At 48.9% G+C, this 13394-nt stretch carries 14 protein-coding genes and 1 pseudogene; 12 read left to right on the top strand and 3 right to left on the bottom strand.

All coding sequences use genetic code 11. From position 1 onward, the window contains the following. Window position 1 precedes the first annotated feature (1 nt). The 5 genes from C6Y40_RS15365 (at window position 2) to C6Y40_RS15345 (ending at window position 4274) form a co-directional block, all read left to right on the top strand. Window positions 2-712: an IS5 family transposase gene (locus C6Y40_RS15365; RefSeq protein ID WP_170308393.1), complete on the top strand. Its 711-nt coding sequence runs from the start codon at window positions 2-4 to the stop codon at window positions 710-712. Window positions 713-719: 7 nt separating this feature from the next. Further along, window positions 720-1355: a hypothetical protein gene (locus C6Y40_RS15360; protein WP_105935335.1), complete on the top strand. Its 636-nt coding sequence runs from the start codon at window positions 720-722 to the stop codon at window positions 1353-1355. 89 nt (window positions 1356-1444) lie between these two features. After that, the gene (gene pyrC / locus C6Y40_RS15355) at window positions 1445-2476 is read left to right on the top strand and encodes a dihydroorotase (RefSeq protein WP_105935334.1); all 1032 of its coding nucleotides are present in this window, start codon (window positions 1445-1447) and stop codon (window positions 2474-2476) included. 7 nt (window positions 2477-2483) lie between these two features. After that, on the top strand, window positions 2484-3857 hold the full coding sequence (gene dbpA, locus C6Y40_RS15350; RefSeq protein ID WP_105935336.1) for an ATP-dependent RNA helicase DbpA: 1374 nt from the start codon (window positions 2484-2486) through the stop codon (window positions 3855-3857). A 9-nt stretch (window positions 3858-3866) separates the two neighbouring features. Further along, window positions 3867-4274 carry an ACT domain-containing protein gene (locus C6Y40_RS15345; RefSeq protein WP_105935333.1) on the top strand — a complete coding sequence of 136 codons (408 nt, stop codon included), beginning with the start codon at window positions 3867-3869 and terminating at the stop codon, window positions 4272-4274. 2 nt (window positions 4275-4276) lie between these two features. On the opposite strand, the gene C6Y40_RS15340 is transcribed toward C6Y40_RS15345, so the two are convergent. Beyond that, entirely contained in the window at window positions 4277-4630 is a 354-nt protein-coding gene (locus tag C6Y40_RS15340; RefSeq protein ID WP_105935332.1) for an alpha/beta hydrolase family protein, read from the bottom strand. A gap of 301 nt (window positions 4631-4931) precedes the next feature. Between C6Y40_RS15340 and C6Y40_RS25030 the strand changes: the two genes are divergently transcribed. The 4 genes from C6Y40_RS25030 to C6Y40_RS15325 are packed head-to-tail and all read left to right on the top strand — an operon-like array spanning window position 4932 to window position 7477. Then, entirely contained in the window at window positions 4932-5321 is a 390-nt protein-coding gene (locus tag C6Y40_RS25030) for an NAD(P)-binding protein (protein WP_240621978.1), read from the top strand. Then, a complete protein-coding gene (locus tag C6Y40_RS15335) occupies window positions 5204-6511 on the top strand; it encodes a flavin monoamine oxidase family protein (protein WP_205664784.1) in 1308 nt (435 codons plus the stop codon). Before C6Y40_RS25030 ends, C6Y40_RS15335 begins: the two co-directional genes overlap by 118 nt. Window positions 6512-6529: 18 nt before the next feature. Continuing rightward, complete coding sequence (locus C6Y40_RS15330; RefSeq protein ID WP_105935331.1) at window positions 6530-6928, top strand: c-type cytochrome; 399 nt, start codon at window positions 6530-6532, stop codon at window positions 6926-6928. A 27-nt stretch (window positions 6929-6955) separates the two neighbouring features. Next, window positions 6956-7477 (top strand): RidA family protein, encoded by a 522-nt coding sequence (locus C6Y40_RS15325; protein WP_105935330.1) that lies wholly within the window; start codon window positions 6956-6958, stop codon window positions 7475-7477. Between the two features lie 13 nt (window positions 7478-7490). Here C6Y40_RS15325 and C6Y40_RS15320 read toward each other — a convergent pair whose 3' ends face one another. Next, window positions 7491-8378 carry a CPBP family intramembrane glutamic endopeptidase gene (locus tag C6Y40_RS15320; RefSeq protein WP_146129588.1) on the bottom strand — a complete coding sequence of 296 codons (888 nt, stop codon included), beginning with the start codon at window positions 8376-8378 and terminating at the stop codon, window positions 7491-7493. Between the two features lie 110 nt (window positions 8379-8488). Here C6Y40_RS15320 and C6Y40_RS15315 point away from each other — a divergent pair, with 110 nt between their 5' ends. The 3 genes from C6Y40_RS15315 (at window position 8489) to C6Y40_RS15300 (ending at window position 12284) form a co-directional block, all read left to right on the top strand. Beyond that, on the top strand, window positions 8489-9106 hold the full coding sequence (locus tag C6Y40_RS15315; RefSeq protein ID WP_105935328.1) for an RraA family protein: 618 nt from the start codon (window positions 8489-8491) through the stop codon (window positions 9104-9106). Window positions 9107-9124: 18 nt separating this feature from the next. Next, window positions 9125-10966, top strand: a complete 1842-nt coding sequence (locus tag C6Y40_RS15310; protein ID WP_105935327.1) for an ABC transporter ATP-binding protein — start codon at window positions 9125-9127, stop codon at window positions 10964-10966. Between the two features lie 580 nt (window positions 10967-11546). Further along, a complete protein-coding gene (locus C6Y40_RS15300) occupies window positions 11547-12284 on the top strand; it encodes a helix-turn-helix domain-containing protein (protein WP_105935325.1) in 738 nt (245 codons plus the stop codon). 113 nt (window positions 12285-12397) lie between these two features. On the opposite strand, the pseudogene C6Y40_RS25260 reads toward C6Y40_RS15300, so the two are convergent. Then, window positions 12398-13216, bottom strand: a pseudogene (locus tag C6Y40_RS25260) (DUF6174 domain-containing protein). Window positions 13217-13394: the final 178 nt, after the last annotated feature.

The following is a 13394-nucleotide window of genomic DNA, read 5'->3' as shown; positions in this document are numbered from 1 at the left end:
ACTGCTAAAGGAGAGTGGCAGAGTCTATAACAAATATGAGCACCGAAATACCCTGGAGGGCATACTTTACCGAATGCGTACCGGCATTCAGTGGCGGGATTTGCCATCTGAATTTGGTCTCTGGAATACGGTCTACCGACGATTTAATTTATGGTCGAAGAAAGGCATATTGCAAAAGTTATTTGAAAGCTTAGCCTCCGAGGGTGACCCAGAATGGTTGTTTCTTGATGGTAGTATAGTTAAAGCGCATCAGGATAGTAGCGGTGCAGCGGGTAAACAAGATGAGGCCATCGGAAAAAGTCGAGGTGGTAACTCAACGAAAATTCACCTTGCGGTAGATAGCGGTGGCCTGCCCGTTTATTTTGAACTATCCGGTGGTCAAGTGAACGACATCGTACATGCACAAAGTCTGATAATAAACTCCCCACAAGCCGATATTGTTTGTGCTGATAAAGGCTATGACAGTGAAGCTTTTAGAGCTTACGTAGAAGAAAGTGGAGCAGATGCCAATATTCCACGCAAACGAAATAACAAATTAGGTAATGACGATATGGACTGGTGCCTGTATCGATATAGGCATCTTGTTGAAAACGCGTTTTTGAGGATAAAAAGGTACCGGGCAATATCAACAAGATACGACAAGCTAGCTCGAAACTATAGCAGTACAGTCGCATTGGCATTCATGATGATGTGGCTACCAATGTACTGCTGAACAAATAATGTTCAAAGATCAACAGCCTCTAGGGTTATGGGCGCAAATTAGCAATATATACCGGCATCGCAAACAAAACGGCTCAGGCACCCAAAGCTTATCGCTTAACCAATTCGGGTCCAGTTTTTTTGCCTTTTATGCCAATTTTATTTTTGGCATTTCAGTTGAGCCATTTAACCATTATCTGGTTTGGACACGATGCGGTGCTCTGCTGCTTACACTGTTTATTTTGTGGCATATCTGGCAGGAGCGTCATAACAAAGTAACAGCGCTAACGCTATTGGCTGCAACAGTTGCTCTTGTTGCAGGCTTTGCATCGATAACGTTCAGGCCTTTTCCTGTATTTGCTCAACTTGGCGCCAACGGCTTAATGCTCGTTGTGACCCTTATATTGATACAAGGAACCTATCACCAATGGTTACTACTGTATAAATACAAGCAAATCGGCGCGCTATCGTTTGGGTTGTTCAGAAGTATTTTGGTGAAAGATATCAGCACATTACTTTTCGGGCTGACCATGCCGCTTAACCAGGCATGGCCGTTGTTGGTACTAAATGGTGCCAGCGTGATAATGCGGGGCGCCGTGTTGATTCAAATGGAAGTGATTAAGCGCAGAAACCACTGCAACGTACTCCAGGATTAACTAATCGGGAAGTGTTTAAGGTACTTCGCTGATTATCTTGCTATACTGCGCCGGATTTTCTTTAGCTGAGTTTCCGGGGGCATCAGACCATGCAAAGTATCACTATTCGTCAGCCAGATGACTGGCATCTTCACTTTCGCGATAATGAAATGTTAGCTGAAACCGTGCCGGCAACGGCCCGTTGTTTTGCTCGCGCAATTGTAATGCCCAACCTGGTGCCGCCGATAACGAATGCATCGCTCGCTATGGCTTACAAAGAGCGGATCCTGGCAGCACGCCCTGAAGGAAGTCAGTTTGAGCCGTTAATGACGCTGTACCTGACAAACGAAACTACCCCTGCAGATATTACCGAAGCCAAAGCGGCCGGGGTTACTGCGTGTAAACTCTATCCTGCTGGTGCAACAACTAACTCTGATGCGGCGGTAAAGGGCATTAACGCGCTTTATCCGGTGTTTGAGCAAATGCAGAAAGATGGCATGTTGCTGCTGGTGCATGGTGAAGTTACCGAATCCCATGTGGATATCTTCGACCGTGAAAAAGTGTTTATCGACGAGTACATGGTGAAGATTGTTAAGGATTTTCCGGCGTTGAAAGTGGTCTTTGAGCATATCACCACGGCCGATGCGGCCGACTTTGTACTGGCCCACGGTGATAACGTTGGTGCGACCATTACTCCCCAACACTTATTACTTAATCGTAATGATTTGCTGGTGGGCGGAGTTCGCCCGCACAACTACTGTTTACCAGTATTAAAACGTAATACTCACCAGGCGCGTTTGCGGGAAGTGGTTGCGGCAGGTTCCAAAAAATTCTTTTTAGGCACCGATTCAGCGCCCCATGCCAAGCATCGTAAAGAAAATGCCTGTGGCTGTGCGGGGTGCTACAGCGCGTGGAGTGCCATTGAACTCTATGCCGAAGTGTTTGAGCAACTGGGCGCTATGGACAAGTTTGAAGACTTTGCCAGCAACAATGGCCCGGATTTTTACGGACTGGCGCGCAACAAAGGCACTATTACCCTGGTGAAAGAAAGCTGGCAGGTACCGGAGCTGGTTACCCTGGCCGATGGTACTGAAATGGTGCCGTTTTTTGCCGGACAAACCCTTAACTGGCAACTGGCTTAATTTATTTATGAGCGAACTGTTTAGCGACTACAACCTGCGCCCTGAATTAATCTCGGCAATTGCTCGTGCAGGCTATACTGCGCCTCGTCCTGTGCAGCAGGCGAGTATGCCGGCCATTCTGGCCGGACGGGATGTGTTAGCCCAGGCTCAGACGGGATCGGGTAAAACCCTGGCCTTTGCAGTAGGTTGCTTGCAGCAACTCAACTTCAACAAAAACGCCATGCAGGCTATCGTGCTGTGCCCCACCCGGGAGTTAGCTGAGCAGGTGGCAGAGCAGTGTCGTGTGCTGGCCAAGGATATGCCAAATGCTAAGGTGCTGACGCTGTGTGGTGGTCAGCCAATGGGGCCACAAATTAACTCGCTACGACATGGCTGCCACATCATTGTAGGCACTCCAGGGCGGGTTGTGGACCATGTCCAGAAAAAACGCATCACGCTTAAGCATTTAAAAGTGCGTGTGTTCGACGAAGCCGACCGCATGTTGGATATGGGCTTTACCGACGACCTTGCGGTGATTTTTGCCGGCTTACGCGGGCCGGTTCAAACCTTGTTCTTTTCAGCCACCTTTACCGAGGCAACTACTGCTTTGGCGCAGGCCTATTTACGCGACCCGGAATCGATTAAAGTGGATTCTGAGCAGCGTGCTAACGTGAGTGAGCTGGTATACACGGTGGAAGAAGGGCAGCGGTTTAATGCCTTAAAAGCATTACTTACCACTGAGCAGCCCAACAGTGCTATGGTGTTCTGCCGAACCAAACGAACCACCCAGGAAGTTGCCGATATGCTGGCCCAGGAAGGCTTTGTGGTGGCGGCAATTCAGGGTGATATGGAGCAGGTAGACCGTAACCGGGTGCTGATGCGCTTTGCCAGTGACTGCTTAAATGTGCTGGTGGCCACAGACGTTGCGGCTCGTGGTCTGGATATCGCCGGCGTAGACTGTGTGGTGAACTATGAAGTCAGTGAAAACCCTGATGCACATATTCATCGTATTGGCCGCGCTGGCCGGGCACAGCAACCGGGCATGGCGTTCACTCTGATGAGTGAAAGTGAAGGCGCGGCCCTGGCGGCGATCGAAATTCACACCAAACAGGATTTAAAAAAGAAAGGCGCGCAGAGTCTGCGTTTCCATGCCAATCGGATTATTGAGCCGGAGTTTGTTTGCCTGAATCTGAATGAAGGTAAGAAAGCGAAATTGCGCCCCGGGGATATTCTGGGCGCACTCACCAAAGATGCGGATGTGCCCGGTGAGGACATTGGTAAAATTAAAGTGCAGGCCAACGAAAGTTTTGTGGCCGTAAAACGGCGCAGCGTAAAACGCGCATTAAAGCTATTTCGGGAAGGTAAGATTAAAGGTAAACGGGTTAGAGCGTTTAAACTGTAAGGGGTAGTTATGACAGGTGAAACAGATTTAAATACGCTGCTTGGTGGGCTTAATCCGGTACTACAGCCAGAATCCTGGGTGTTTGTCAGCATCCTGGTACTGGACCCGGAAGTGTTTGTGAGACTCGATCCTAAGGTGATGTTCCGTGAAAAAGAGGGCGTTACCCTGGTATTGTTGCAGTCAGTGGCCGACGCCGAAGGCTTTGCTTATGAGACGGTCTTTAATTGCATTACCTGCGAAATCCACTCCAGCCTGGAAGCGGTAGGGTTAACCGCGGCAATGTCTAAGGCACTCACCGAACAGGGGATTAGCTCAAACGTAATCGCCGCTTTTTATCACGATCATATTTTTGTACCGCAGGTCGATGCCAAGCGGGCGATAGCGGCCCTTAAAGCACTGACCGCCGAACATAGTTAATTTTACTTCATATACTCATCGAGCCAGGCAATCACTTCCTGCTCCATGGCCTGACGGTTTTTAACCAGGCCATGATTGTCGCCTTCATAGATAACCAGTTTGTTTTTATGTTTCACCTGGTCAAGGGCGGCAGCCAGTGTACGGGATTGCTCCGGATTAACCCGCTTATCTTCGCTGCAATGGAGCAATAAAACCGGTGTGTCGGGCAGTTCGTCCAGCCAATTTATTACCGAGCGAGCAGCGAGGGCGGCTGATTTATTATTGTCGTAGTCGGGAAAGCGGCCGCGGTATACTTTTTCCATCATCGGACGCCAGTTAAGTTCCTTTTTATGTGAAGTGTTAGGTTTAGTGGCCATAGCTTAACCCATGACATCAGTGGTTCTACCCCTTATGTGTGAATAAGTGTAAAGGAATATGTTGTTACTCCCACCGGGAAGATGAATAACCATGCTCATAATAGGTGCATTGCTTTGCATCGTATTGGGCCATCAAAGGTTAACCACTGAATTATTTGTGCCCAATTTGTGCGTAAAGTTCACCCAATCGTCTATTGTCAGTAGTTAATCGTATATTTTATAAGTTTAGCCCTGTCTGTGAACAAGCTGGCACCGGCGGTGCATCCGTATGCGCATCCATTAGTTTTTAGGGTTTTTTTCGTTGAATAATCACACTATGAGCCGCCGGGCATTACTGGGCTGGATAGGTAAAACGGCGGGTGCCAGTGCCATGTATCAGGCTATGACTTCCCTGGGGTTTGCGGCAGAGTCATCACACCCGGATAAATTAAAACTGGGCGGTGCAAAAAAAGGCACCACAGTGTTGGTGCTGGGTGCAGGACTGGCCGGTATGACTTCGGCCTATGAATTAAGAAAGGCTGGCTACAAAGTAAAAGTGCTTGAATTTAATGCCCGGGCGGGCGTTGCTGGACGTTGCGTGGCGGCGATACCTATACCGAATTGGGTGGCGAGACTCAGCAATGTCAATTCGCCGAGGGCAACTACATTAATCCTGGCCCCTGGCGAGTGCCTTATCATCACCATCATGTGATGTCTTATATCAACGAATTCAATATCGCCATCGAACCATTTATTCAGGTTAACTATAACGCCCTGGTGCACTCTACCAAGGCTTTTGGTGGCAAGCCTCAGCGTTATCGCGAAGTACAGGCCGATTATCAGGGTTATGCCGCAGAACTGCTGGGTAAAGCGTTAAATCAAAACGCGCTGGATGATGCCCTTACTCTGGAAGACCGGGAGAAACTCTTTGAATCGCTGCGTCACTGGGGTGCTTTAACAAATAAGGGCGATTATAAGAAGTCTTATGAGGTAAGTTTAAGACGCGGCTTTGCCATTTCGCCAGGCGGCGGTTTGTCACCCAAGCCAGAGCCAAGCGAGCTGTTTGACCAGAGCGCATTGATTCAGTCTGAACTGTGGAAATACATTGTTAACGGTCAGGATATTGAATTCCAAAGCAGCATTTTTCAGCCCGTTGGTGGCATGGACAATATCGCCAAAGCTTTTGAAAAGCGCGTGGGCGACCTGATTGAGTACAATGCTAAAGTAACCAAAATTGACCAAAGTGACACTGGTGTAACGGTAAATTACCAACAGCAGGGCATCGCAAAAACCGCTCAGGCAGACTGGTGTGTGTGCACCATTCCTTTATCCATCCTTAGCCAGATCCCGGTGCAGACCAGCAGTGGTATGCAAGCGGCCATTCGCTCTTTACCCTATGCCGCTTCAGTAAAAGTAGGCCTGGAATTTAAGCGCCGTTTCTGGGAGCAGGATGAAGCCATTTATGGTGGCGTGAGCTACACCAACCTGCCAATAACCAATATCAGCTACCCCAGCACAAAATTTTGCGACAAGGGCAAAGGCGTACTGCTTGGTGCCTATGTATGGGGAGCTAATGCCTTTGAGTTCACTTCCCTACCACCCCAGGAGCGGGTGAAAAAGGCGGTGGAATACGGTAAGCAAATTCATCCGCAGTATGCCGAGGAATTTGACAACGGTATCTCCGTGGGCTGGCACCGAGTGCCCTGGACTCAGGGGTGCTATGGCCTGTGGACGGAAGAAAAGCGCGCAGAACATTATGAGAATCTTTGTCAGGTTGACGGCCGTCTGGTGCTCGCCGGAGAGCACGCCTCTAACTTACCTGCCTGGCAGGAGGGCGCAATCTCATCGGCCCACGACGCGATTAAACGACTTCACCAGAAAGCCCTGAGTACGATGGCTTAATAATTTGAGGACGCACTCATGAATCAAACTTTAAAGATTATAATATCAGGCTCTATGTTGTTGGTAAGCACATGCTTACATGCTACTGATGATGCCGGGTTCTCCGAAGGCGCTAACTTCGAGGAAGTCACCGGCGAAGCCCTTTATCATGCCATTTGTCAGGGCTGTCATATGACCAATGCGGAAGGCGCACAAGGTGCCGGGATGTATCCGGCATTAGCCAAAAACCCCAAGCTGGCCGCCGGTGCTTATGTGATTTATATGGTCAGCAACGGCATGGGCGGTATGCCGCCGCTCAAGCAATACCTGTCTGATGAACAAATTGCCGAGGTGGTGAATTACACCCGTAGCCATTTTGGTAATCACTTTACCGACGTGGTCGACGCCGACGACGTTAAAACCATTGCACAACGATAAACACTAACCAAAATATAGGAACACAACATGAAAAAATTATTCCTTGCTCCACTGCTGCTAAGTGCAGTATTTGCCACTACTGGATGTAACGACGCAGAAGCCACTTCGCCGGCCAAAGAAACGGTGATTCGCCATGGTTTGATTGGTTCTGACTTCCCTATCCTGCGCGCTTCGGAAGTACCGGCTACCAGTACCATTGTCTTTTTAAGTGGTTCAGTGCCTGGGGTCAGCAACCCGGATGCGCCAAAGGGCAGTATGGAAGCCTATGGCGATACCGAAATGCAAACTGTCAGCGTGCTCAACCGCATTGAGGAAAACCTGAAAAGCCTGGATCTGACCATGGGTGATGTAATGAAGATGCAGGTGTTTTTAGTGGGCGATCCGGCGATGGAAGGTAAAATGGACTTCGCCGGTTTTATGCGTGGCTATAAGCAGTTTTTCGGTACTGATGAACAGCCTAATCTGCCTTCTCGTTCGGCGTTTCAGGTGGCTGGCCTGGCCAACCCTAACTACCTTGTAGAAATTGAAGTTACCGCTGTCCGTCCTTAATAAACAGGGATGACTATCCGGCCTGCACCACAGGCCAGGTAAACAGCATCAAGTGGGTGGTATTGAGTCCCCAGTGGCAAAGTACCGCCCACAGCAACCGGCCGGTTAGCAGATACACCAGGCCATACAGCAGTCCGGCTAATGTTGCTAACAGCATATACCAACCGCCCCCGGCGAAGTGCGCCAGGCCAAACAGGCCACTGGCAATAATCAGCCCGCCTAACATCCCCAGTGTTTTATTCAGGTAATGTTGCAGCGTACCACGGAACAATAGCTCTTCGGCAAAACAGGTATTAAGCAGGTTAGATAAGATGATGATTACCAGCAATCCGGAAAACCCCGGTTGCCATTGCAGTAAGCCAAGCTGAACAGCCAACAACATAATTAACGGTATTGCCAGCAATGGTAAGATTAGCTTCACCCATGCTGAGACTTGCGGGGCTGTGCGGGATTTTTTTTGCCATACCGGTACCCATTGCAATAGTGCCCAGGCGATAAGAACCTTATCGGTATTCAGGTAAACGCTGGCCGCCAGGCTATTGGCTTTTACCTGGGTATTATCGGTTAATAGCAATCCCTGGTAACCCGGCAGCAGGTGAGTGAGTATCCCAACGCTAAAAACGCTCCACAGTACCCAGGCTATTATCTTCGGCCACCGCCCTGACAGGCGTTGTTGATGAAGCAAGTAAGTAAGGCCGATATAGGCTGAGGCCTGCAATGCAAACAGCAGGCTACCGGCAAAACTTAGCGATAACCACACGGCCGCCACTGGTACGCCGAAGCGGATAGCGGCCTTTGCTGAGCCGGTACACAGTAGTAACAAGGCTGAATAAAGCAGCGCGGCCAACAGGTGGTAATCGGGCAGAGTCATGAGGTGGTTGGTTAATTGTTCGTTTAGCACCAAAATAACACAGGCAGTGATAATGAAAATACACGCTATCTACTCCTCAATCGGAGCAGGGTTGTTATAGTGGTGATTCTTTAAGCTGTTATGTAATCAGGGAGAACGTAATGACCATCGATTTTTCATCTGTCTCAACATGCGAATATGCCGACGCACTGCCGCGCGAGCAATTTATGGATTATGCCATTCATTCACTGTGGCAACCGGTGCCTAAAATTTCGGGCCCTGCGTTTACCGTAAAATGCCAGCCGGGTGATCACCTGATGCTACATGCGGCCATTTACCGGGCTAACCCGGGTGACATTATTGTGGTGGAAGCTGACGATCAGTTTGCGGTATCTGGTGGTAACGTATGTGCGATTGCTCAACGGCGGGGCATAGCCGGTTTCGTGGTAGATGGTGTGATCAGGGATTTAGCCGAAGTTCGGGAGATGGGTTTTCCGGTGTTTGCCCGCGGCGTGGTCCCCAAACCCGGTGCGAAGAAATGCGTCGACCCACTCAATCAACCGGTTAACTGTGGTGGTGTGACAGTGCATCCCGGTGATATCATTGTCGCCGACGAAGAGGGTATTGCCGTCGTCCCACAAGCCTCTGCTGCCGAAGCCTTTGATATAGCTAAAAAACGCGCCGACAAAGACAGCAGTATGACTCTGGATGAATGGCAAGCCAAACACCATGACAATGTCGAAGCTATCCTCAGCAAACTGGGGTTCAGTGACACCTGACAATAAGCAAAAGGCCTGATGTTTTCTTTTTTTGAGCGATTAACCAACCCGTTTCCAGCCGAACCTCCCACACAGCCACCGACCACAATGGTGGCTTTTTGTAAGCATTATACCAAGGGTATGTGGGCGGTATTGCTCACGGTTTCACTGCTCAGCGCTATTGTAGCGATACTCGAAGTTACATTATTTGGTTTTATGGGCAAACTGGTGGACTGGTTTGCCGAAAGAGATCGCGCCACCTTTGTAGAGCAGGAAAGTAACACACTTATTCTGATGGGTATTGTAGTGGTGGTGCTAATCCCCGGCTTTATTCTGTTGCGCTCACTGTTTTCCCGCCAGTCGCTTTTGGGTAACTACCCCATGCGAATTCGCTGGCAGGCCCACCGGTATCTGCTTGGCCAGAGTTTGTCTTTCTTCCACAACGAATTTGCCGGCCGGGTAGCTACCAAGGTTATGCAAACTGCGCTGTCGGTGCGCGAAACGGTAATGAAACTGCTCGATTTGATGGTGTATATCGGCGTTTATTTTATCTCCATGGTGGTGCTGATTTTTACCGCCGACTGGCGTCTGGCGTTACCACTGGTTGTGTGGCTGGGCGTGTATATCGGCATATTGCGGGTACTGGTGCCTAAGTTAAAGCAGGTGTCACAGTATCAGGCCGATGCCCGCTCGTTAATGACCGGCAGAATTGTAGACAGTTACACCAACATTTCTACGGTAAAACTGTTCTCTCACAGCCAGCGCGAAGCCAGTTATGCTCAGGAGAGCATGGATAAATTCCTGCATACTGTGTATCCGCAAATGCGCCTGGTGACGATCCTCGAGTTCTGCGTAGAGCTAAGTAATGCATTGCTGATTTTCAGTGTGGGCGCGTTGTCGGTCTATTTGTGGTTACAGCAAATCGTCACGCCCGGTGAAATTGCGCTGGCGGTGAGCTTATGCCTGCGCTTAAACGGCATGTCGCACTGGGTGATGTGGGAAGTAGCGTCATTATTTGAAAATCTCGGTACCGTACAGGATGGTATCAATACGCTGGCTCAGCCTATTGCAGTGAAAAATGTAGACAAGGCTCCGGCGCTAAACGTGAGTGGCGGGCAAATTCACTTTAAGAATATGAGTTTCAGCTATCCCGGCGCCAACGATAAGCCGGTGCCGGTATTTAAAAATCTCGACTTAGATATTAAACCTGGCGAAAAGGTCGGCCTGGTCGGGCGCTCCGGCGCGGGTAAATCAACTTTGGTGAATTTGCTCCTGCGCTTTTACGATACCACTGATGGGCAAATACTGATTGATGGGCAGGATATCAGTCAGGTTGATCAGGAATCCCTACGCGCACAAATCAGCATGGTGACACAGGATACCTCTCTTATGCACCGCTCAGTGCGTGATAACATTATCTATGGCCGTAACGATGCCGATGACGCTGCAATGATTGAAGCGGCTGAACAAGCTGAAGCCTTTGAGTTTATCCAGCAATTATCCGACAAAGATGGCCGCACAGGGTTTGATGCCCAGGTTGGCGAGCGTGGCGTAAAACTCTCCGGCGGCCAACGCCAGCGAATCGCAATCGCCCGTGTACTGCTTAAGGATGCACCGGTACTCATCCTCGATGAAGCTACCTCAGCGTTGGACTCCGAAGTGGAGTCAGCCATCCAGGAATGTTTGAACAAGGTAATGGAAAATAAAACCGTACTGGCTATCGCCCACCGTTTATCCACCATTGCACAGATGGACCGCTTACTGGTGCTCGATAATGGTGAAATTGTAGAACAGGGCACTCACCAGGAACTACTGGAAAAAGGCGGCATCTACGCCAAGTTATGGGCTCACCAGACAGGTGGATTCCTCGGTCTTGAATAAGCACGCTGGCGTGCTTATTCAGACCTTAGAAATCCCCTGTCCCGGAATACGCGCAGCGCATATCCGGGACCCCCTGAAAAGGTTGTCTAACCCAAAACAACCTTGCTCATTTTGTCATACCGGCCTCCGAGCCGGTATCTCCTCAAAAGTCTGACTCATTTTAAACGGCCTTTTCGGTAAAGGTCATTTAAACCCAACGACAACAGGCAAGGGGGTCCCCGATATTTGCTCCGCAAATTCGGGGATGACGTGTGGGATGTATTGGCCCTTTTGCAGCGGTTGTTTTACTTCCACGAGAACAGGCAAGGAGATCCCCGCCCAAAAGCCTGCGGGGATGACGAATATTTTGATCTTCGGGATGACAGTTGTTTTTAGTGCAGGGATGACAGGGTATTTGTACTCAACATCGTCGTCGCGGAGAGTGCACAGCACTTATCCGGGACCTCCTGAACAGCCTGGCTAACCCAATCTAACTTCCGGTAAAAGTGATAATATTCAGCTATATTCCGCTTTATTCCACTCGTTATTCCTGAAAGACTGGCTAAGACTATGTGCGAATTATTAACCAAGGGATCCGTTTATGACATTAGGACATCGCATTAAGCAATTACGGCAGGAGTTTGAACTCAGCCAGCCGGAACTGGCAGATAAAATAGGCATAGAGCAGTCTTATCTGTCGAAACTGGAGAATGACAAAGCGTTGCCGTCAAAAGATATTTTTGCCGGCATTCTGACTGCATTTGATATTTCGACGGGGCAACTTCTGCAGCCTTTAATGGCTGAGGGACTCGATGCAAAATTGTTACAAATCGGACAGATTGAGCAGTACTACCAACAGTGTAAACGAAGCGGAATGAATCAGGTAAAACGTTATGTCATTACCTGTATCGCTTTAATAGCCGTCGGGTGTGGCTGTCTGTATGTCAATTTTTCTAAAAGCGTATTCCCCGAAACCATGTATGAGTACATGTCGGAAGGGGTAGTACTGGCTGGTGAGCCCGAAGATGTTTTTGTTGCGTGGCGAAGGTTAACAGAAGATAGTCGTGACGCCTTTGAACAAAAGCAACGGGAGATGATTGCTCGTGAAAGCGTAGATATTCTTTTACTGCCTGCTTATGCCGGGAAGAAGTTTCTTAACCCGGTATCAGGCGGCAGCCGTTTCTATCGTTTTCAGGAGCCGGTAGTGGTAACCCGCCCGGTTAATGGCTTGTTCGGGATGGGCGGTGTCGTACTGTTTATTATGGGGATTCTCGGGCTGGTATTTGAACGCAGGCTATTTAAATCGGGCGTCTCTGACAGGTACTTATTGTCACATTAAAAGGCCAAAAACAAAGTCGTAATTTACTGTTATTTTCGCTAGCGAGGGCGCGTGTTTTGGCGTTATCCCCTTTTGAACAGGGATAAAACCATTGGGCTTAGAATTATAAAGCCCTATTGTGGACTCAATGTAAAATATTGATCCCGTGTTCTGGTGCCACACATGCCTCTGCAGATGCCAAAGTCTTCGATAACTAACGTATCGTAACCGGCTTTTTCAATGGTCAGTTGATAAAAGCCGTTGCGGTCGCCGAGCATGGCAATTTTTTCATCGTCTTCACATGAAGAGGCGTCTTTAACAAACGTCTCAGTGAAGCCTGCTTCATCTGATACGGTTACCGCTGTTCCACAGCCAATTGGGGCGTATGAGTCTTCATCGACAATGGTTAACTTCAGCGAGTTGTCTACTACCCACGCACTACAGCTTAACTGATCTGCCGGGATGACAACGTCTACTGTGATCGTATATTCGCCATCTGCAACTTGTTCATTGCGGTCGACCCTTATGAAGGTGGGGTAACCGAGCTCTGAGGTGTACTCAACTTCCAGAAAATCAGCGCGACTTTCTTATAACGCGATCAGGTCGAATAATGCATCTACTGTCCAGACCGATACGAGCTCTGGCCTTAACGCTTTATTGTTGTTGCTATCCACACCAAAACCTTCAGTGCCAATGGATATGGATGGCTCAAAATGGGTTGCAACCTGCGAAACCACCTCATTATTTTCAACCAGCGCTATTCGAGGTGCCGTTACTTCATCCAGGCAATTACAGGTATGGGTAAATTGAATTTCGTAGTCTGAGATGTTGTGACTTTCCCAAATTTGCCGATGTTTATTCAGCTCTTCCAGAGTCGTATCGGAGTCACTGTTACAGCCTGTAAGGGTGGCTGAAATGAAAATAGCAGCTATCAATTTGCTGTATCGAAGCATAAAATTCCTTTTACTTTACTAGTTCCTGAATGGTGCAAGCGTGGGCTTCTGTAGCCTGAACAGTACGAAGACTAAACGTAAGTCAAGTTCAATTTTCAGGTGTATACAAAACGATAAATTAGTGCTGTGATAAGACAACATCATGAAATCGCAAGCCTGTTCACGGACTAAAAGGTAT

This window comes from Marisediminitalea alba, from assembly GCF_002993365.1.
Lineage (GTDB): Bacteria > Pseudomonadota > Gammaproteobacteria > Enterobacterales > Alteromonadaceae > Alteromonas > Alteromonas alba.
This window is presented reverse-complemented; position numbering and strand designations above follow the sequence as displayed.

Bases quoted from the DNA above. Each gene is read 5' to 3' on its own strand.
- dbpA (WP_105935336.1), top strand. From the start codon at position 2,484: ATGAGCGAACTGTTTAGCGACTACAACCTGCGCCCTGAATTAATCTCG.
- pyrC (WP_105935334.1), top strand. From the start codon at position 1,445: ATGCAAAGTATCACTATTCGTCAGCCAGATGACTGGCATCTTCACTTT.
- C6Y40_RS15330 (WP_105935331.1), top strand. From the start codon at position 6,530: ATGAATCAAACTTTAAAGATTATAATATCAGGCTCTATGTTGTTGGTA.
- C6Y40_RS15325 (WP_105935330.1), top strand. From the start codon at position 6,956: ATGAAAAAATTATTCCTTGCTCCACTGCTGCTAAGTGCAGTATTTGCC.
- C6Y40_RS15300 (WP_105935325.1), top strand. From the start codon at position 11,547: ATGACATTAGGACATCGCATTAAGCAATTACGGCAGGAGTTTGAACTC.
- C6Y40_RS15360 (WP_105935335.1), top strand. From the start codon at position 720: ATGTTCAAAGATCAACAGCCTCTAGGGTTATGGGCGCAAATTAGCAAT.
- C6Y40_RS15310 (WP_105935327.1), top strand. From the start codon at position 9,125: ATGTTTTCTTTTTTTGAGCGATTAACCAACCCGTTTCCAGCCGAACCT.
- C6Y40_RS15315 (WP_105935328.1), top strand. From the start codon at position 8,489: ATGACCATCGATTTTTCATCTGTCTCAACATGCGAATATGCCGACGCA.
- C6Y40_RS15340 (WP_105935332.1), bottom strand. From the start codon at position 4,630: ATGGCCACTAAACCTAACACTTCACATAAAAAGGAACTTAACTGGCGT.
- C6Y40_RS15345 (WP_105935333.1), top strand. From the start codon at position 3,867: ATGACAGGTGAAACAGATTTAAATACGCTGCTTGGTGGGCTTAATCCG.